This window comes from Bacteroides ovatus (assembly GCF_001314995.1).
In the GTDB taxonomy this organism is placed as follows: Bacteria; Bacteroidota; Bacteroidia; order Bacteroidales; family Bacteroidaceae; genus Bacteroides; species Bacteroides ovatus.
In genome coordinates this window covers 3,500,383-3,521,397 of sequence record NZ_CP012938.1, presented here as the reverse complement: position 1 = coordinate 3,521,397, position 21,015 = coordinate 3,500,383, and the positions used below count along the sequence as shown (strand labels likewise).

Below are 21,015 nucleotides of genomic sequence, written 5' to 3'. Positions count from 1 at the left end.
TAACATTTATGATTTTCTATGATACATACAATAATCAAGTATTTACTGATTTCAACAACGCTTTTTTTCTGCTCATGCCACAAGCCTAAGACGGATATTATCACCCCCGCCAAACAGTTAATAGAACGTCAGATTGGGGAAAGAGCACAGTCTATCCACTTTGAATATATCGAACCATCCGACGGTAAAGATATATTCGAAGTGATAGCAAGCGACGGTCGGCTTACCCTAAGAGGAAGTAGCTCCGTTGCTATCTGTTACGCTTTTCATACGTATATGAAAGAAGCTTGCAAGAGTATGAAAACATGGAGCGGTGAACATATAACATCGATGATGCCGTGGCCCGATTATGAATTGTATGAACAAGTCTCCCCTTATGAGTTGCGCTATTTCCTTAATGTTTGTACATTCGGCTACACTACCCCTTACTGGGACTGGGAGCGTTGGGAAAAGGAAATTGACAGGATGGCTCTTTATGGTGTAAATATGCCCTTGGCTACCGTGGCCAGCGAAGCCATTGCGGAACGGGTATGGCTGCGTATGGGATTGAACAAAGAAGAAATCCGTGAGTTTTTCACTGCCCCCGCACACCTTCCCTGGCATCGCATGGGCAATCTGAACAAGTGGGACGGTCCCTTATCTGATGCATGGCAACAGAACCAAATCGCTTTGCAGCATCAAATCCTGACCCGTATGCGCGAGTTGGGTATGCAGCCCATAGCACCTGCGTTTGCAGGTTTCGTGCCGGAAGCATTCGCACAGAAACATCCCGACACACAATTCCGGCACATGCGGTGGGGTGGTTTTGATGAAGAGTACAACGCCTATGTATTGCCACCGGATTCACCTTTTTTCGAAGAGATAGGCAAACTGTTTGTCGAAGAGTGGGAAAAAGAGTTTGGAGAAAATACGTATTATCTCTCGGATAGTTTTAATGAGATGGAGCTGCCTATCGATAAGGAAGATAAAGAAGCGAAATATAAGTTATTGGCCGAGTATGGAGAAACGATCTATAAATCAATTGCAGCCGGAAACCCGGATGCCGTTTGGGTTACACAGGGATGGACATTCGGATATCAACATTCATTCTGGGATAAAGAATCGCTTAAAGCCTTGTTAAGCAATGTACCTGATGATAAAATGATTATCATTGATTTGGGCAATGATTATCCGAAATGGGTGTGGAACACCGAGCAAACATGGAAAGTACATGATGGGTTTTACGGAAAGAAATGGATATTCAGCTATGTACCCAACTTTGGTGGGAAAAACACCATGACAGGAGACTTGGACATGTATGCTAGTTCCTCGGTCAAAGCGTTACGTGCCGCAAATAAAGGTAACTTGATTGGGTTCGGTTCTGCCCCTGAAGGACTCGAAAACAATGAGGTTGTTTACGAACTGTTAGCCGATATGGGATGGTCATCAGATAGTATCGACCTGGACGATTGGATGACGATATACTGCGAGGCCCGTTATGGAGGATATCCCGATGCTATGGAGGAAGCTTGGAAACTTTTTCGGAAGACAGCATATAGCTCTTTATATTCATACCCCCGTTTTACCTGGCAAACTGTAATTCCCGATCAACGGCGGATCAGTAAAATTGACCTTAGTGATGATTACTTGCAGGCTATACGTTTGTATGCTAGTTGCGCTGACGAACTGAAAAGCTCTGAATTATACAGAAACGACCTCATAGAGTTTGTTTCGTATTATGTAGCGGCTAAAGCTGAAAATTTTTATAAGCAGGCCTTGAAAGATGATTCGGAGAATCGTGTTCTCGCAGCGCAACGTAATCTGCAACAAACTGTTGATTTGTTGATGGACGTTGACAGGCTGTTGGCCTCTCATCCTTTATATCGATTAGAAGAATGGGTGGAACTTGCGCGCAATAGCGGAACAACTCTTCAGGAAAAAGATGCTTATGAAGCAAATGCCAAACGCTTGATTACAAGTTGGGGTGGTATTCAGGAGGATTATGCTGCCCGTTTCTGGAGCGGGCTGATTAAAGACTACTATATCCCTCGTATACAGCTCTATTTTACAAAAGACCGGAATAAAATCCGAGAATGGGAGGAGCAATGGATTACATCTCCCTGGATCAACAGTACGACTCCGTTTGATGACCCGGTCGAGGCTGCATTGAATTTAATAGAGAAAACAAATAAGTGATAGCTTTTATGAAAAAGATTGTATTGGCATTCGACTCGTTTAAAGGTTCGGTCGGTTCTTTTGAGATAGCAAAAGCTGCCGAAAAAGCGATTCAGGAGGAATTACCCGACTGTCAGATTATACGTTTCCCCATAGCTGATGGCGGCGAAGGGACTACAGAAGCTCTATGCTCTGCCCTTCATGCTCAAACGGTGTCATGTCGGGTGCATGATCCATTCATGAAGCCAATTGAAGTATCGTATGGCATCGTAAACAATGGTGCGATGGCTATTATCGAAATGGCCTCGGCCTGCGGTCTGCCATTGATTGATTCAAATCGAAGAAATCCCATGAAGACTACGACTTATGGAGTTGGAGAAATGGTTGCTGACGCATTAAAACGCGGGTGTCGGGAATTCATTATCGGGATCGGCGGAAGTGCTACGAATGATGCGGGAATAGGTATGCTGAAGGCTTTAGGTGCACGCTTTTTAGATAGCGGAAACGGTGAGTTGGAGCCTGTCGGCGAAAATCTGATAAAAGTTCATCAAATAGATATTTCCCAATTAAATCCGGCATTGAAGGAAAGTCATTTTACGATCGCCTGTGATGTTAGTAATCCATTTTTTGGAGAAGAGGGTGCGGCCTATGTATATGCTCCCCAAAAAGGGGCAAATAGTTTGCAAGTGATAGAGTTGGACAATGGGTTGCGGCATTATGCACAGGTGATAAAGGAATATACAAATATGGATATATCACAGCTTCCCGGTGCTGGAGCAGCCGGAGGAATGGGAGGCGGCTTGCTTCCGTTTTTGAATGCAGAATTGCAATCCGGAATAGAAGTTATATTGAAAACGCTTCGTTTCGAGGAGGTCGTCCGACAGGCAGACCTGATACTGACCGGAGAGGGGAAACTGGATCGCCAGACTGGTATGGGAAAGGCGTTGGACGGAATTTTACGTGTCGGTGAGAAATGTCAGGTTCCGGTGATAGCGTTTGGGGGAGCGGTCGAAGCCACCGAAGCGCTTAATAGGATGGGGTTTACTGCCGTACTGCCCATTCAACCTTTTCCGGTAACACTTGAAGAGGCGATGCGACCGGAGTTTACGAAAGAAAACATAGAGAGAACGGTGCGACAGGTGGTGAGAATCATAAAACAATTTACTAAATAATACTCAATGACAGCGATAGGCGCATTAATCGGGCTTTCATTATCCATACTGTTAATCATAAGAAAGCTTTCTCCGACATACAGTCTGATTATCGGAGCGATAGTCGGAGGGTTGTTGGGAGGACTATCTTTAAATGAGACTGTTACGGTGATGACCGAAGGGGTGAAAGAGGTCACCCCGGCGGTATTGCGGATTCTGACAGCCGGAGTCTTGTCAGGCATATTAATACAAACCGGAGCTACCACGGTCATCTCCAATGCGATTATAAACAAAATGGGTGAAAAACGGGTATTTATGGCATTGGCACTCGCAACGATGTTGCTTTGTACGGTAGGCGTCTTTATTGATGTGGCTGTGATAACCGTTGCGCCGGTGGCTCTTTCAATAGGCAAGCGTCTAAACCTGTCTCCATCTGTATTGCTTATTGCTATGATCGGGGGAGGTAAATGTGGAAATATCATATCACCTAACCCGAACACCATTATAGCAGCCGGAAATTTTAATGCAGATCTATCGGCTGTAATGTTTGCCAATATTTTGCCGGCAGTGATCGGTTTGTTTTTCACTGTTTTTGTTATTGTCCGTCTGATGCCTCAAACAGTGAAAAACAAAAAAACGATGATGCAAACAGAGGATAAAGAGGAAGAGAGAAATCTGCCTTCGTTAAGAACCAGTCTGATTGCTCCTGTTGTTACGATTGTTTTATTGGCATTACGTCCTGCGGCAGGAATCAATATCGATCCTTTGATAGCGTTGCCGGTAGGTGGTTTATGTGGTGCTATCTGTATGAAACAATGGAAAAACATTCTTCCGAGTATAGCGTATGGACTGCAAAAGATGTCTGTGGTAGCTATTCTGTTGATAGGAACCGGAACTATTGCCGGCATCATAAAGAACTCTTCTTTGAAAGACTGGATTCTTACAGGATTGGATCATGCTCATATTAGTGATGCATTGATTGCTCCTATATCAGGCGCGTTGATGTCGGCGGCTACCGCATCGACAACAGCCGGAGCAACACTGGCTTCTTCTTCGTTTGCTGAAACGATATTGGCTATAGGCATTTCTGCGGTTTGGGGGGCAGCTATGATTAATTCCGGAGCTACAGTTCTTGACCATTTGCCACATGGCTCGTTCTTTCATGCGACAGGAGGCGTATGCGAACTCAACTTTAAGGAACGTCTGAAGCTGATACCTTATGAATCGCTTATAGGGATAGTGTTAGCTGCCGGAACGACTATTTTATATATAATAAGTAATTAAAAGAATCAAATATTATGAATCCGAACAAACGGCTACTTTCGCTTGATGTACTTCGGGGTATTACTGTTGCCGGGATGATCTTGGTCAACAATACAGGAAAGTGCGGGTATAACTTTGCCGCTTTTGCACATGCCAAGTGGGATGGCTTTTCGCCGGCCGATCTGGTATTCCCGATGTTTATGTTCCTGATGGGGATTTCGACCTACATCTCCTTATGTAAGTATAACTTCCAGTGTCGACCGGCGATTGCGAAAATCATAAAAAGAAGTCTCTTATTAATATTTATTGGTCTGGTTATGGAGTGGTTCATTACAGCAATAGATAGTGGTAACTATTTTGATTTGAGTCAGCTCCGGTTGATGGGAGTTATGCAACGGCTTGGGATTTGTTATGGTATTACAGCCTTATTAGCTGTAACAATACCGCATAAGCGGTTTATGCCATTAGCCATCATTTTGCTGGCTGTTTATTTTATTTTTCAGTTATTTGGAAACGGATTTGAGAAAAGTGCGGATAATATCGTCGGCATGATTGATTCGGCTATTTTAGGATCTAACCACATGTATCTTCAGGGCCGCCAGTTTGTCGATCCCGAAGGGATACTTAGTACGATTCCTGCTGTGTCTCAAGTGATGATCGGTTTTGTTTGCGGAAAGATAATCATTGACATTAAAGACAATGACCGCCGGATGCTGAATCTATTTCTTATAGGTACCACTCTGTTGTTTGTCGGCTATTTGTTAAGCTATGCCTGTCCTTTGAATAAACGTTTGTGGTCTCCTTCGTTCGTTTTGCTTACTTGCGGGATTGCGGCATTGTCATTGGCATTGTTGCTCTATATCATTGATGTGAAGCAGAATAAAAAGTGGTTTTCGTTTTTCGAAGCATTTGGAGCGAATCCGCTTGTAATTTATGTGTTTAGTTGCATAGCCGGAGGATTGCTTGTGCATTGGCATATCCATACGGCTGTATTCAATAATTTGCTTAACCCGTTATTCGGAAATTATTTCGGTTCATTTATGTACGGTGTATTTTTCCTGTTGTTCAATGGGCTGTTGGGATATATTTTGTTAAAAAGAAAAATCTATATAAAATTATAAATCAGAATGAAAAGAAAAAGTGTATACACGTGTCTGGTTATGCTGCTTATGTCGTTGGCTCTTCAGGCTAAAGACAAAGACGTAGCTGTTGCGGAAGCATTATTGAAACGTTTGCTGCCGTCATACATCGAGAGTTTTCAGTTTCAAAAGTTAAAAGGAGAGAAAGACTGCTTTACGATAGAGTCCGTAAAAGATAAAATTGTAATCGGTGGAAACAACGCCAATTCAATGGCGATGGGACTGAACCATTACTTGAAATATTACTGTCTCACTACAGTGTCATGGTATGCGGATATAGCCGTTGAAATTCCTGAAGAATTGCCGATGGTTGGTGAGAAGGTGGTTTCGGAAGCGAGAGTGGATACTCGCTTTTTCCTGAATTACTGCACGTATGGTTACACGATGCCTTGGTGGCAATGGAAAGAATGGGAACGTTTTATTGACTGGATGGCCCTTAATGGTATAAATATGCCTTTGGCAATTACCGGACAGGAAGCTGTGTGGTATAAAGTTTGGTCGAAAATGGGAATGTCGGACATCGAAATACGCTCTTACTTCACGGGACCGCCGTATCTGCCCTGGCATCGGATGGCTAACATAGATCGCTGGAACGGTCCGTTGCCGATGGAATGGCTGGAACACCAGGTAAGCTTGCAAAAAAAAATACTCGCACGTGAGCGTGAATTGAATATGAAGCCCGTATTACCAGCCTTCGCCGGACATGTACCTGCCGATTTAAAACGGATTTATCCCGAGGCTGATATTCAACATTTAGGCAAATGGGCAGGCTTTGCTGATGCATACCGTTGTAATTTTCTGAACCCTAACGATGCTTTGTTTGCGAAAATTCAGAAGCTATTTCTTGATGAACAAAAAAAACTTTTCGGAACCGATCATATTTATGGTTTAGATCCTTTCAATGAGGTTGACCCGCCCAGTTTCGAACCCGAATATTTGCGGAAGATAGCTTCGGATATGTACGCTACATTGACGGCTGCCGATCCCAAAGCCCAATGGATGCAAATGACGTGGATGTTTTATTTTGATAAAGATAAATGGACTTCCGAGCGAATGAAGGCTTTGCTGACAGGAGTGCCACAGAATAAAATGATATTACTTGATTATCATTGTGAAAATGTTGAATTATGGAAAAGAACAGAGCATTTTCATGATCAGCCCTATATTTGGTGTTATCTGGGCAATTTCGGGGGAAACACGACTTTGACAGGTAACGTCAAAGAAAGTGGCGAACGACTTGAGAATGCTCTCATTAACGGTGGAGGTAACCTTAAAGGAATCGGCTCTACGCTGGAAGGATTGGATGTGATGCAGTTTCCCTACGAATACATTCTTGAGAAAGCATGGAATCTGAATGTAGATGATGATAAATGGATTGAATGTCTGGCTGACAGACATGTGGGATGCGTGTCGCAGCCTGTGCGCGATGCTTGGAAACGATTATTCAATGACATTTATGTACAGGTGCCGCGCACATTGGGTACCTTACCCGGGTATCGCCCTGCATTGAATAGGAACAGTGAAAAACGGACAAGTAATGTGTACAGCAATGTTGAACTACTAGAGGTCTGGAGAAAATTGAATGAGGCACCTTCTGACCGGAGAGATGCTTTTCGCCTGGATTTGATTACTGTAGGCAGACAGGTGCTTGGAAACTACTTTCTTGATGTGAAAGTGGAGTTTGACAGGATGGTTGAAGCTAAAGACCATCAGGCTTTGAAAGCTTGTGGCGAGAAAATGAAAGAGATATTGAATGATTTGGATAAGCTGAATGCCTTTCATCCTTACTGTTCGTTGGATAAATGGATTGATGATGCACGGAAGATGGGGGATTCTCCCCAGTTGAAAGACTATTATGAAAAGAATGCTCGCAACTTGATTACTACTTGGGGTGGAAGCCTGAACGATTATGCCAGCCGTTCGTGGGCAGGACTGATAAGTGATTATTATGCAAAGCGCTGGGAGGTGTATATCAATACATTCATCAAAGCGGTCGGGGAAGGTGTAGAGGTGGATCAGAAGCAACTTGAAGATGAATTAAAAGAAATAGAAGAAGGTTGGGTAAATGCAACTGATCGGAAGGATACTCGAAAAGATGTTCATTCAACAACTGACGGATTATTATCATTCTCCACCTTTTTATTCAGCAAATATCAAAGACTGGTGAAATAAATAAGAGGCCTGTTTTATTTGTTGCTCGCGATTCATGCTATATCAGAAAGAATTAATATATTTGAAAATAAGGACTTAATATAATAAGTTTTTTATTTTCATATTTAAAATGATTAAGATGTCCCAGAAATACTCACAGGATGAAGCCCAAGCTTTGGTTAAGGCTCTGAAAGAGGGGAACCAGCTGGCATTTAGTATTGTATACAAGACGTATGCGGCGCAGACCTTTTCTTTGGCATTTAAATATTTGCTGAATAAAGAATTGGCTGAAGATGCTGTGCAGAACTTATTCTTAAAACTCTGGCTGAAAAAAGAAGAAATCGACGAGACAAAACCTATAAACAGATACCTTTTTACAATGTTGAAGAACGATCTGCTCAATACGTTGAGAGACTCAAAGAAAAATATCTATTTACTTGAGGATTGCCTTTCAATGGTTTTGGAATTGGAAGACAATTCTCAAAACGAAAACCTTAAACAAGAACAAATGAACATCATACAGCAAGCTCTTGAGCAACTTTCGCCACAACGCCGCAAGGTTTTTGAAATGAAAGTTTCGGGAAAATACTCCAATCAGGAAATAGCCGATAAACTTAATCTTTCGATCAATACAATTAAATTTCAATATAGCCAATCTTTGAAGCAGATTCGCGCGACAGTGGGAGAGCTTAGCCTATTGTTGCTTTATTGTATGATGTAGTTTTATCACTTTTTGCTGATATGGAACGTTCTTTTGAATTAACACGGTTTAACGTAGTCTGTATAATACTTTTTTGTAACAGTGTGTATTACTAATAGATATTGAAATATGAAATCAAAAAAGAAACATACAAATCAGGACTTTGAAGTAGTTGACGGCATCGGGAAATATATGGATGACGACATTCAGAGGATAATAGAAGGCAAACAGCTCGAATTGGGCGACAGAGAATTGCCTCCTTTTGATGAATATCGCATTTATAAGAATATTCAGGCAGCCGTGATGCGGGAAGAAAAACGAAAGAACAGGAGAATAAGGATGCCATTGTTCTTTAAGTGGACGGTAGCCTGTGCAATTGTTTTGCTAGTGATAGGTGTGGGATATAATTTCTATCAAAGTCATAATGAGGCAAACCTTGTTTATCGGGAGGTCTGTGCTGTAAGGGGGGAGAAGCTACTCGTATTACTTCCTGATGGTAGCCGGGTGTGGTTAAATGCCGATTCTAAATTGACCTATCCGGAACAGTTTGCAAAATACAACAGGAATGTTACGCTGGAAGGAGAGGCTTATTTTGAGATAGCAGAAAACAAGAAATCCCCTTTTCAGGTGCTTGCCGAGAATGTGAAAATACAAGTGACGGGAACGTGTTTCAATGTAAAAGCATACGCTTCGGATAAGGTAATCAAAACTACACTCGACGAAGGAAGTATAAATATCGGGCATATGCAAAGCCGCAGGCCTATGCAGCAAATGCTTCCCGGACAAACTGCAGTTTATGAAAAAAGGAGTAATGTAATAAAAATAAAAACTGATAGATATCACGATGATGCTTCGAGTTGGAAAAGCAACCGGCTTATTTTCAGAAATGCATCATTGAAAGAGGTGCTTACAACACTCTCGCGTCATTTTGATATAGAGATTACAGTTAAAAACGAAAAGATTGCTTCGTTTACGTACGACTTCGTTTGTAAAGGGAACGATTTGAACTATGTGTTGGAGGTGATGCAATCCATAACACCGGTTAGCTTTAAAAAAATATCAGAATATACATATACCGTTGAATAAGTAAACTTAATCTAATAACAAAAACAAATTTATGAAAGCACTTTTAAAGCCCATTGTATGGGTATGCCTTTTCTTTTTTGCGTATCAAAGTACGTATGCACAGGCTCTTAAAATAATGAGCTATAATTGCCGGATGTCCGGGGAAATGACCGGTTACTCGGTGAAGGAGTATGCTGTATTTATCAGGAAATACAATCCGGATGTTGTAATGTTGCAAGAGATAGATTACAACACAAAAAGGAATAAAAATCAGGATTTCACCACTCAATTGGCTGCGGAGTTGGGATTGTTTTCCGTATTCGGGAAAGCGATGGATACTGGGGGTGGAGAATATGGAGTAGCTATCCTTTCAAAATATCCTTTTGTTTATATCAATAACAAAACTTTTGAAGGGATAGACGGGGCCAAAGAACCCCGGACGCTATTATATGTAGATATTCAGGAACCGGGAACTTCAGACGTAATCAGGATAGGAACGACTCACCTGGATCATTCGACAGACCTGATAAGGAGTGCAATGGCCGAACAGATTAATGAACGGATTGGTACGGGAGATACCCCGACACTGCTGGGGGGAGATTTTAATGCCCGGACCGACTCTAATGTGATTTGTGAAGTCATGAAGAACTGGCAGAGAATCTGTGATGATACATTCACCTATCCCGCAGATCAGCCGACAATCAAGATTGATTATATATTCGGACTTCCACAGAATAAGTGGAAAGTGAAGTCGTTTAAAGTTTTATCTAATCCGGAAGTTTCTGACCACAGGGCTTTGTTTGCTGAAGTTGAATTTGTAAAATGAATGAAATATGAAATCAAACTATCTATATCTGCTATTTATATGTGTCATCTCTTGCCTGTTCGTTTCGTGTAGTGATGAGGATAACAAGGGAGAAGAAATTCCGGAATGGAACCGGTTCAGAACAACTAACGTGTTAGTTTATGCGCACTTGTCAGAGCAAAATTTATTTAGCTCTTGTAGTTATAAAGAGGTGGCGTCATCTATCAGAAACACTGTTCATTCAGTGGCATTGCTGGACAGGACGAACGCTGTCTATGGGCAAACAGCAATCATAAATACGGGTACGGAGACTGCTAGAGAGAGCAAGAAAGTGCCGGTGTTTGTACCTGTCAGCTATAGTAACGGAGAGAAAAAGATAATCGGCAGTACGGTTCTTTTTCCTTCTACTATTTCCGAAATGACACAATATGTAGTAAAAAACGATTGCAGATATCTTGAAACAAAAACAGAAGCAGTGAACGGAATAGATATGCTCTTCTGTTCTGTATCATTAAATAGTGAAGACCTGATAGCTCCGGCTGTCGACGCTTTCAAGAAAAAGGTAAACGAACAGACGGTTCTGGTAGGCACTGTTAAACGTGCGTTATTGCCTAATCTTGAGTCGGCAATTACTTCTAACTTAACTTCTGATACCTATTCTTTCGTAGAAGTGGAAAATAGAAATAGAGACTCCGAGTATTGTATATTTGTCCTGACTTCACATAAATGGGCTTTTAGGGGGGTAACCGAAACAAGTGTAAGCGGAGATTTACATTGTTTTCAATTACAAATTGAATCTTTAAAATAAAAAATGAACGGTCATGAAGCAATATATCAAAAATATAATGATCCTGATACTTGCCCTTTCATGGGGTTTGTTGTTGACAAATTGTAGTGATAGTGAGTCCGATTATTCGGACGACAACGCATATCCGCCACCTACTGTAGAGCTCACTTCTCCTTCCGAAATAGATGTGGTGGAGTATAACTCGACGGTGACTGTATCTGCCAGAAGTTTCTCTGCTGTGGGTATACACAGTATATATGCTACCTTGTTGAAGATGGATGAGAATGGAGAATATGAAGAGATAAACGCGACTGAACGTCAACGTTTAAAGATAGATACTCTGCAAACTGATATGACACTTGAATTTGACTTGAATGTCAAGGTCAACACGCGTGAAGCAGCCGGGATACTGGTAACATCAACGGATGTTTTGACAAAAACGGCACAAAAGGTAATACCTATTAAAAAGATAACCAAACTTCCATCCCAGATATTCACCGAACCATCAGATTTCTCTGTTTTAGTACCCGATGAAGAGGTTTCTCTGTCTGTAGTGATTCGTTCTGCTGTGGGCATTAAGTCTATAAAACATACATTGTGTAATAAAGTACTGGGTGACCTGAAGGAATATACGACTATTCCGGTATCAGGCAATCCGTTGGAAATGGAATTTATCCTGAAAACTGTCGTAGACAATAAAGAGACCAATGGAATCAAGATTGTGGTAGAAGATATAGAGGGGTTGAAAGAGGAAAAGATTATCAATATCGAAGGTCTTGAGGGTGTTGACAATAATGTTGCGCTTGTTTTCAACGATATTGAAATGGCGCCTGAATGGGAACATTCAACAGAACCGGATCAACCTTATATTTTCTCCATAGAGGGAATCATGATACAAGGTGTGCAAAAGCATGTATTAAGCCTGAAGGAAATTAAAGGATATGGCTCAAAGGCAAACGGCGTAGACTTTGCTTTCATTAATATATGGAGAAATCCAAGCTTTGTTGCCGTTAAAAACAGAGGTTTCTCCTTTGTCAGTGCATCAAGAATTAGTGGAGGACCAATAGGGAGAGCTTATGACGTGAATGACTGGATCAAACCGGCAGGTGTTGCTACCAACAAAACGTTGTTTACTCTTATACCTGATGATAAGGTTACTGATCTTGGTATTGATGTGATGATGGCGAACGCGGCTTCGGACGTCAAGACTTTTGAGGCGTTGAATGTATTGGAAAGTATAGCTAAAGGAGGTGCCGATATGTTAATGCAAAGAGTCAATGCGTCTGATGGATATCCGAATGATCCTTGTAGTTTGCAGATAAAAGACGGTTCTTATATTGCCTTTGTTACTGCGGCGGGCAAATATGGTGTCATTCATGTCATTGAAGCCGCAAATGATACCGATGCGTTAGTTGCCGGAGGATGTAAAATAGCTACTCCTACAGGAGTGGTAGGAAGCCAGGGGCCAGCCTACTCGGGAGCTGGCATAACCGGACTCACCTATGACGGTGTGGCATTACTTTACGGACGTACCTGTAAGTTGAAAATTGTGGTTCAAAAGTAAGGTTATTATAAATTAAGGAATAAAGAACAATACATTTATATTTTGATGTAAAAGTAAAGAAAGGTCGGCTCATAAAAGAAAATGAGCCGGCCTTGTTTTTAGATGTTTCTTTAAATATTGGTTATAATAGTTTTGATGTTATCTCATTAATTTGCGTATCAAACACGAAAATATTATTTTCCTTTATGCTTTTTGCCGGAAAAGCTATAACTTCGAAGCACTTTTTAATTTGAATAATAAATGTTAGATTTGAAGCAGCTTACAACTGATGTATGCCGGATTGCTACCGAAGTTGGATGTTTTTTGAAAGAAGAACGAAAGAACTTCCGTCGTGAGCGTGTGGTGGAAAAACATGCACACGATTATGTGTCTTATGTGGATAAAGAATCTGAAGTGCGAGTGGTGAAAGCCCTTACTGCTTTATTGCCTGAAGCGGGATTCATTACAGAAGAAGGCTCTGCCACTTATCAGGATGAACCCTACTGTTGGGTGATTGACCCCTTGGATGGAACCACGAATTATATTCATGATGAGGCTCCTTATTGTGTGTCCATCGCTTTACGTAGCCGTACCGAACTTCTTTTAGGCGTCGTTTATGAGGTTTGCCGGGATGAATGTTTTTATGCCTGGAAAGGCGGAAAAGCGTTTATGAATGGCGAAGAAATTCATGTGTCGAACGTTGAAAACATCAAAGATGCATTCGTCATTACAGAATTGCCTTATAATCATCTGCAATATAAACAGACCGCTCTTCATCTCATCGATCAGCTTTATGGAGTAGTGGGTGGTATTCGAATGAATGGCTCGGCTGCTGCCGCAATCTGCTATGTGGCTATTGGACGTTTTGATGCATGGATGGAAGCATTTCTCGGAAAATGGGATTATTCTGCAGCGGCACTGATTGTTCAGGAGGCGGGAGGAAAGGTGACTGACTTTTATGGTGAGGATCATTTCATAGAAGGACATCATATTATCGCAACGAACGGGAATCTTCATCCTTTCTTTCAGAAGCTCCTGGCAGAAGTCCCTCCATTGAATATGTAGGTGCTATTGTAACTTCAAATTGCTATTATTATGAAACACACACTTCTTATCAAAGACTGGCTTAGTTCTTTCTTATCTTTGCTATTTCCCCATTGCTGCGTTGTTTGCGGCCGGCCGTTAGCAAAGGGTGAAGAATGTATCTGTACAGTATGTAATATCAATCTACCCCGTACTAATTATCATCTTCGAAAAGATAATCCGGTAGAACGGCTCTTCTGGGGACAAATCCCTTTGGAACGGGCTACTTCTTTTTTCTTTTATGAGAAAGGAAGCGACTTCCGGTTGATTCTTCATCGGTTGAAATATGGTGGACAAAAGGAAATAGGTGCAATTATGGGGCGGTATATGGCTGCCGAACTTTTGTCTTCCAATTTTTTTCAGGGAATTGATGTGATAATCCCCATACCGCTTCATAAGAAAAAACAGCAAATCCGTGGTTATAATCAGAGTGAGTGGATTGCCCGTGGTATTGCTGCTGTAACAGGAATCCCCATCGATACAGAATCAATATTACGTAAGAAAAATACGGAAACGCAAACGCGTAAATCTGTGTTTGAACGTCGGGATAATGTGGAAGGTATCTTCGAGCTTCAGCATCCCGAAACACTTGCAGGGAAACACATACTGATAGTTGATGATGTGTTGACCACTGGTTCTACTACTCTGGCATGTGCTTCCTGCCTAGTGAATGTGGAAGGAATACGGATTAGTATATTGACGTTGGCAACGGCTTAAATTTGTTTCAAGAATGTATAAAGGGCTTCTCAAAGATGACTTTTTATAAAAAAAACGAGATTGAGAACCGAATGAATTAATAATTTCTTATATTTGCACTGTCGTAGATCGACATGTTTTTATGTTTTTGAAGAAAAAAAGCGTTTAGCTGATTTCTGTGCAAGCGAAAAGTCGAAAATTCAAATGTGCACATGAAACAGTAAAATGCTCCTTGCGATATGCGGGGGGTGTTTCCTGTTTGTGCACATAGGGCTTCGACTCCCTCGCTTGCGGATAGGCAAATGCCCTACCGCTTTTTTTGTATATATAGGGTTTGTAATAGGGCGCAAACCATCATTTGTTATAAATGGAAAGAACAAAAAAGATATGCCCGCTTTCTCCTCAAAGCAATCGTGTGATTTGCTTGAGAATCCCCCTCTTGGCTGCATTGCCATACAATCAAGAAATCTCTGGCTGGACATCTCTTATGGTATTCTTTCCTTCTTTCATGTATATAAACCGATTTGAAATGAATGAAGATAGAGAAATAAACAGGTTCGGCTAAGACCCCAAGACGAGGTGGTTTATATCCAAACGGTAGGACTGCCTCGTCTATTTTTTCATTAAACAAATGAAGTGTCACGGCGAATCCATAGCAGCCAGTTGGTTGTGGTTTGCTATTTTTCGCCAAGATTTAATGTTATTTAAACTTTAAAGGCAAGTCAAATGGGACAGAGTGGTGTCTGACGGCTAAAAGGTCGAAAACATTACATTTATGTGTAACTACTTGCCTTTATCAAGAAACGATGAGGTACGACCAGTATCAGAGGGGGACTAATGGATTTATCCGGGAGGTTCCCCTTATTCTTTCGTCTTTGTTCTCAAACTGATCCCCAAATCCCCAATATTCAGACTAAGCCGCCGTTTTCAAACTGAACCGCTGTCTTTGGAGTAGTAGCAAATCAGCGGGGATAAATTTTAGATTAGTCCGAAAAATCGGGGAACAGTTTAAAAGTTTGGGTAATGTGCTTCAGGGCAGCCTATACCAAAAAAGTTCGTTCCTGCACAGTTTTGAGCTAAACGGATGCATGCCTCGCCACCGTATCTCCGTTAGGTGTGCCAATAAGACTTTTTTAATTGCCCAAACAAATTATCTTTATTGCCTAGTCAGATTATCTCAATTAGCTACTTTTACTTCGTCCCACTATAATGGAACGCAAAAGTAACTATAGTGTCCCTTACGTTCTACTATAGTTTCCCGTAAAGAACACTATAGTGGAACGAAATAAAAATAGCAAGTGGAACGAATCTGGATAGGCAAACGGATAAATAGAAATGCCCAATTAAAATCATTTCCTATGAATAGACGATTCGACTCATTCCATATGGGTTTTGAACAATTCGATGCTCTTTTCTATAACATGTTCAATTCTTCCAGCTCCTTTACTTTTCTTCTGTATTGCCGATAAACAAGGAGTTTGCAGGTGAATAGCCGCCCCTTCACCTTCTCTTCATCGTGAATCAAGTCAAATTGCTACTTTCAGATTCCACCATTGAGCAAGATTAGTAAAGCTATTTTGTAATTAGTTTCAACCCTATTTGAAACTAGATGTTTCTCGGTGTGAAACGGATTGTTTCAAGCCTTAAAACAATTTTTGAAACTAATCGCTACAGGAGAAGAGATGGTGAAGTTGTTACCCTTCACCCGCAAATTCCTTGTTTATCGGAGAGACAGAGAAAAGATGAAGGGGGACATGGAAAAATGGAAAATAAATATCCAATAAGAGAATTTATTCGATTCTGTTGTGATTCAATACCACACCGGTTAATCACTATTTAATTCCTTTTTGTACCGATATGATGTACCTACTTTTAGAGATATGGTTGTTCTGAGCCAAATCCCACAAGATATATTATTAGTCCTTTGGATGATAAGAAAGGTGAATAAATAGAAAAGCCACCCTTCTAGGTGGCTTCTTTTTTGCTCTTCCTCTTGGACTTGAACCAAGGACCCTCTGATTAACAGTCAGATGCTCTAACCGACTGAGCTAAGGAAGAATGTTTGCAATCAAGATTTTCAACTTTGCTCTTCCTCTTGGACTTGAACCAAGGACCCTCTGATTAACAGTCAGATGCTCTAACCGACTGAGCTAAGGAAGAATGTTTTTCTCAATTGCGATGCAAAAGTACTAGGTTTTTTTGAAATATGCAATATCTTTGCAAAAAAAATATTAGGAATGGACAAAATAATAGGATTGGGCAACGCCCTGGTAGACGTACTCGCAACCCTGAAGGATGATACTCTTTTGGATGAAATGGGTTTACCCAAAGGAAGCATGCAGCTCATCGATGACGCTAAGTTACAGCAGATTAACACAAAATTTTCACAGATGAAAACTCACTTGGCAACAGGCGGATCAGCAGGAAATGCCATCCTCGGACTGGCTTGTTTGGGTGCTGGAACAGGGTTTATCGGAAAAGTGGGAAATGATAATTATGGAGAATTTTTTCGTGAAAATCTGCAGAAAAATAAGATTGAAGACAAATTATTGACCTCGGATCGACTGCCTTCCGGTGTGGCATCCACTTTTATTTCACCGGATGGAGAGCGCACTTTCGGAACCTATCTGGGAGCAGCGGCTTCTTTGAGAGCAGAGGAACTGACCTTGGATATGTTTAAAGGTTACGCGTACCTATTTATAGAAGGCTATCTTGTTCAGGACCACGAAATGATTCTTCACGCCATTGAACTGGCTAAAGAAGCCGGTTTGCAGATTTGTCTCGATATGGCTAGTTATAACATTGTGGCTAATGATCTGGAATTCTTCACCTTGTTAATAAACAAATATGTCGACATTGTCTTTGCAAACGAAGAGGAAGCGAAAGCCTTTACCGGCAAGGAGCCGGAGGAAGCTTTGAGAGTGATTGCCAAGAAATGCAGTATTGCTATCGTAAAAGTCGGGGCAAAGGGTTCTTATATCCGCAAAGGGACAGAAGAAATAAAGGTTTCGGCCATTTCGGTTCAAAAAGTGGTAGATACTACCGGTGCCGGTGATTATTTTGCTTCCGGATTCTTATACGGATTGACTTGCGGATATTCGTTGGATAAATGTGCAAAAATAGGTTCTATTCTCTCGGGAAATGTTATTCAGGTAATCGGAACAACGATACCACAGGAACGCTGGGATGAAATTAAGTTAAATATTAACAGGATTCTGGCGGAATAACAAAGGATTGAGCTACTTTTACGACTCATTTAGATTGAAAGAGGTATGAAAAAATTGCTGAACAGGCAGATAGCTATTGTTGCAGTAGCGGTGATAGCCACAGTTGCTTTCTTTAGTTTCAAGAGTGGAGACGACCGTAATTTCCAGATTGCAAAGAATCTGGATATATTTAATGCGATTGTGAAAGAACTGGATATGTTCTATGTAGATACCATTGATCCGAATAAAACGATTCGGGAAGGAATCGATAATATGCTTTATACGCTGGATCCTTATACGGAATATTTCCCGGAAGAAGATCAGAGTGAACTGGAGCAGATGATTAAAGGATCATTTGGTGGGATGGGTTCTTACATTGCTTATAATACGAAACTAAAACGTTCGATGATTTCTGAACCTTTTGAGGGAACGCCTGCTGCAAAAGCCGGTCTGAAAGCGGGAGATATACTGATGGAGATTGACGGACAGGATCTTGCCGGTAAGAATAATGCGGAAGTCAGCCAGATGTTACGCGGACAGGCAGGTACCAGTTTTAAGCTAAAGATTGAGCGCCCGAATGAGAAAGGTGGACGTACGCCGATGGAGTTCACGATTGTACGTGAGTCTATTCAGAATCCGGCGATTCCTTATACTGCCGTATTGGATAATAATGTAGGTTACATTAGCCTTAGCACTTTTTCCGGCAACCCTTCCAAAGAGTTTAAGAAAGCATTTCTGGATTTGAAGAAACAGGGAGCTACTTCGTTGGTGATAGACCTCCGTAGTAATGGCGGTGGATTGCTGGATGAAGCAGTAGAAATTGCGAATTATTTCTTGCCGCGTGGAAAGGTGATTGTAACGACCAAAGGGAAAATCAAACAAGCTAGTAACACTTATAAGACATTGCGCGAGCCGTTGGACTTGGATATTCCGATTGCGGTATTGGTAAATAGTGGAACCGCTTCTGCTTCCGAAATCTTATCAGGTTCTCTGCAGGATCTCGACCGTGCCGTTATAGTTGGTAACCGTACCTTCGGAAAAGGACTGGTACAGGTTCCCCGCTCTTTGCCTTATGGCGGAACGATGAAAGTGACTACCTCTAAATATTATATTCCAAGTGGCCGTTGTGTACAGGCTATTGACTACAAGCATCGTAATGAAGATGGAAGTGTAGGAACCATTCCTGATAGTTTGACTAAGGTATTCCATACGGCTGCCGGACGTGAAGTACGCGACGGAGGTGGTGTAATGCCGGATATTGTTATCAAACAGGAGAAATTACCGAATATCCTCTTCTATCTGGTACGCGATAATCTGATTTTCGATTATGCAACGCAGTATTGTTTGAAACATCCTACCATCGTTGCTCCGGAGGAGTTTGAGGTGACAGATGCCGATTATAATGATTTTAAAGCGTTGGTGAAGAAAGCCGACTTCAAATATGACCAGCAAAGCGAGAAAATTCTGAAAACGTTGAAAGAAGCTGCCGAGTTTGAAGGGTATATGGATGATGCTTCAGAGGAGTTCAAAGCACTTGAAAAGAAGTTGAACCATGATCTTGATCGCGACTTGGATTATTTCTCATCTGATATAAAGAAGATGATTGCTACTGAAATTATCAAGCGTTACTATTACCAACGTGGTAATATCATCCAGCAGTTGAAGGATGATGACGGTTTGAAGGAAGCGATGAAAATTCTGAATGATCCGGTGAAATATAAAGAAATGCTTAGTGCTCCGGCTGCTAAGGAATAAATAAATATATTTCAAACATAGATATATGCGGAAAACGCGGTTTTGTTACCAACAAGCCGCGTTTTCTGTATATCTATATTTAATTGTAAAAGTCCTGTAAGGTCATGCCCGGACACTGATATTTGTGTCCTTAATCGATCTTTATTGACGAACCAAAGGCAGGGTAAAATAGAATCTGCTTCCCTGGCCTTCCTGAGAGCGCAACCAGATACGTCCACCCATCTTCTCTACTAACATTCTGCAAAGAGTTAATCCCAATCCTGTTCCCTGAACAAAATCGTTGACCTTTCCAAAGCGCCGGAAAATTGTGGCAATTCTTGCTGCCGGAATGCCGATGCCGCTATCTTTAACGTAGAACTCTACAAAATCCTCCTTTTCCCGATAGCCGAAATGAATTTCTCCTTTCGGGGTAAACTTCGTAGCGTTACTAAGCAAGTTACTTATAATTTGTATGATGCGATTCCAGTCTCCCGAAGTATACATGTCCGTATTTACGTCGTCCAAAATAAGTTTGACACCGTTTTGCGTCTTATGACAGAATTGTTGTTCCAGCTGCAGGCAGATATCTATTAATTTGATCGGGCGGATATTGAATTTTAGAGAATCAGCTTCAAGTGATGCTAGATCCAGAATATCATTGAATAGATTCAGCAGCATTTCCGAATTTCGTTCGATGATTTCCGAATATTGATTCTTCTCTTCTGCAGATGTTGCGTAAGTGATTAGTTTGGAGAATCCTACAATGGCATTGAGTGGGGTACGTATTTCATGACTCATGTTTGCCAGAAAAGCAGATTTCAGCCGGTCCGACTCTTCCACTTTGATTCTGGCAGCCTTTAGTTCTTTCTGTTGCTGGGCATTCGTCTGTTCCGCCTCCCATTGTTGGGATATATCACGGCACATACACAACAGATACTCTTTATCCAAAGGAAAGATACGGTTTTCGTAGTGATGTAAAACACCATCCAACATAAGATCGTGTCTGGCTGTTGAACTTTCTCCTGTGAGAATCACCTTATCCATATTCTTGCGGACACTTTCATAAGCTTCTTTGGGCAGAATGTCTTTTACGTTAGTGGTAGTGATATTGTTGGGGCTGATACCTTCTACGTGATTAGTTGCCGGAGAAGAAGCAAGCTCTATGATATTGGCGTCATGGTCGAAGACGGTGAGCATGTCAGGAAGAGCATCCAGTATCCGGGTACTATATTTATCACGAAAACGTTCTTTGGAAGGAGAGGAAGAATCAGAAGAAGAATGAGAGGAAAGAAAATCTATTTTCTTCTCTAATTGTTCGATTATTTCCAAAAGATCTTCCTTTGTTTTGTTTTCGTAATTTCTCATAGAAGATTCGTTATTATTCATTAGAATGTTGTAGAAGTTGTTTTATCTGTTGCAAATATAAAACAATATTCCGAGATGCTGACAGCCTCCCTAGTTATTATAATATAAAAAAAACGGATAGCTTTTGCCCTACTAATCAGAATGTTCTATCTTTGCATCCATTATATATAAAT

General features: G+C 41.2%; 15 protein-coding genes and 2 tRNA genes. 14 read left to right on the top strand and 3 right to left on the bottom strand.

The window, feature by feature from the left end; genetic code table 11:
- Positions 1-18 precede the first annotated feature (18 nt).
- The 12 genes from Bovatus_RS14000 to Bovatus_RS13945 all read left to right on the top strand — a co-directional run bounded on the left by Bovatus_RS14000 (position 19) and on the right by Bovatus_RS13945 (position 14,558).
- On the top strand, positions 19-2,175 hold the full coding sequence (locus Bovatus_RS14000) for an alpha-N-acetylglucosaminidase (protein WP_004296446.1): 2,157 nt from the start codon (positions 19-21) through the stop codon (positions 2,173-2,175).
- Between the two features lie 8 nt (positions 2,176-2,183).
- Positions 2,184-3,326 (top strand): glycerate kinase family protein, encoded by a 1,143-nt coding sequence (locus Bovatus_RS13995; RefSeq protein WP_004323121.1) that lies wholly within the window; start codon positions 2,184-2,186, stop codon positions 3,324-3,326.
- A 6-nt stretch (positions 3,327-3,332) separates the two neighbouring features.
- Positions 3,333-4,589 (top strand): GntP family permease, encoded by a 1,257-nt coding sequence (locus Bovatus_RS13990; RefSeq protein WP_004296444.1) that lies wholly within the window; start codon positions 3,333-3,335, stop codon positions 4,587-4,589.
- A 14-nt stretch (positions 4,590-4,603) separates the two neighbouring features.
- The gene (locus Bovatus_RS13985; protein ID WP_004296443.1) at positions 4,604-5,689 is read left to right on the top strand and encodes an acyltransferase family protein; all 1,086 of its coding nucleotides are present in this window, start codon (positions 4,604-4,606) and stop codon (positions 5,687-5,689) included.
- Between the two features lie 6 nt (positions 5,690-5,695).
- Positions 5,696-7,879, top strand: coding sequence for an alpha-N-acetylglucosaminidase (locus tag Bovatus_RS13980; RefSeq protein WP_004296442.1), 2,184 nt, complete (start codon positions 5,696-5,698; stop codon positions 7,877-7,879).
- A gap of 118 nt (positions 7,880-7,997) precedes the next feature.
- The gene (locus Bovatus_RS13975; RefSeq protein WP_004317492.1) at positions 7,998-8,579 is read left to right on the top strand and encodes an RNA polymerase sigma factor; all 582 of its coding nucleotides are present in this window, start codon (positions 7,998-8,000) and stop codon (positions 8,577-8,579) included.
- A gap of 108 nt (positions 8,580-8,687) precedes the next feature.
- Positions 8,688-9,644 carry a FecR family protein gene (locus tag Bovatus_RS13970; RefSeq protein ID WP_004296440.1) on the top strand — a complete coding sequence of 319 codons (957 nt, stop codon included), beginning with the start codon at positions 8,688-8,690 and terminating at the stop codon, positions 9,642-9,644.
- Between the two features lie 31 nt (positions 9,645-9,675).
- On the top strand, positions 9,676-10,449 hold the full coding sequence (locus Bovatus_RS13965) for an endonuclease/exonuclease/phosphatase family protein (RefSeq protein ID WP_004296439.1): 774 nt from the start codon (positions 9,676-9,678) through the stop codon (positions 10,447-10,449).
- A gap of 7 nt (positions 10,450-10,456) precedes the next feature.
- On the top strand, positions 10,457-11,236 hold the full coding sequence (locus Bovatus_RS13960; RefSeq protein WP_004296438.1) for a hypothetical protein: 780 nt from the start codon (positions 10,457-10,459) through the stop codon (positions 11,234-11,236).
- A 13-nt stretch (positions 11,237-11,249) separates the two neighbouring features.
- On the top strand, positions 11,250-12,779 hold the full coding sequence (locus Bovatus_RS13955; RefSeq protein WP_004296437.1) for a hypothetical protein: 1,530 nt from the start codon (positions 11,250-11,252) through the stop codon (positions 12,777-12,779).
- Between the two features lie 240 nt (positions 12,780-13,019).
- Positions 13,020-13,823 carry an inositol monophosphatase family protein gene (locus Bovatus_RS13950; protein ID WP_004296435.1) on the top strand — a complete coding sequence of 268 codons (804 nt, stop codon included), beginning with the start codon at positions 13,020-13,022 and terminating at the stop codon, positions 13,821-13,823.
- A gap of 30 nt (positions 13,824-13,853) precedes the next feature.
- Positions 13,854-14,558, top strand: coding sequence for a ComF family protein (locus tag Bovatus_RS13945; RefSeq protein WP_004296434.1), 705 nt, complete (start codon positions 13,854-13,856; stop codon positions 14,556-14,558).
- 1,963 nt (positions 14,559-16,521) lie between these two features.
- On the opposite strand, the gene Bovatus_RS13935 is transcribed toward Bovatus_RS13945, so the two are convergent.
- Positions 16,522-16,595, bottom strand: a tRNA-Asn gene (locus tag Bovatus_RS13935).
- Positions 16,596-16,623: 28 nt separating this feature from the next.
- Positions 16,624-16,697 (bottom strand) — tRNA-Asn (locus Bovatus_RS13930).
- 77 nt (positions 16,698-16,774) lie between these two features.
- Here Bovatus_RS13930 and Bovatus_RS13925 point away from each other — a divergent pair.
- Complete coding sequence (locus Bovatus_RS13925; protein WP_004296430.1) at positions 16,775-17,764, top strand: adenosine kinase; 990 nt, start codon at positions 16,775-16,777, stop codon at positions 17,762-17,764.
- A 45-nt stretch (positions 17,765-17,809) separates the two neighbouring features.
- Positions 17,810-19,498: a S41 family peptidase gene (locus Bovatus_RS13920; protein ID WP_004296429.1), complete on the top strand. Its 1,689-nt coding sequence runs from the start codon at positions 17,810-17,812 to the stop codon at positions 19,496-19,498.
- 141 nt (positions 19,499-19,639) lie between these two features.
- Here the strand turns inward: Bovatus_RS13920 and Bovatus_RS13915 are convergent, their stop codons facing one another.
- Positions 19,640-20,842, bottom strand: coding sequence for a sensor histidine kinase (locus Bovatus_RS13915; protein ID WP_004296428.1), 1,203 nt, complete (start codon positions 20,840-20,842; stop codon positions 19,640-19,642).
- Positions 20,843-21,015: the final 173 nt, after the last annotated feature.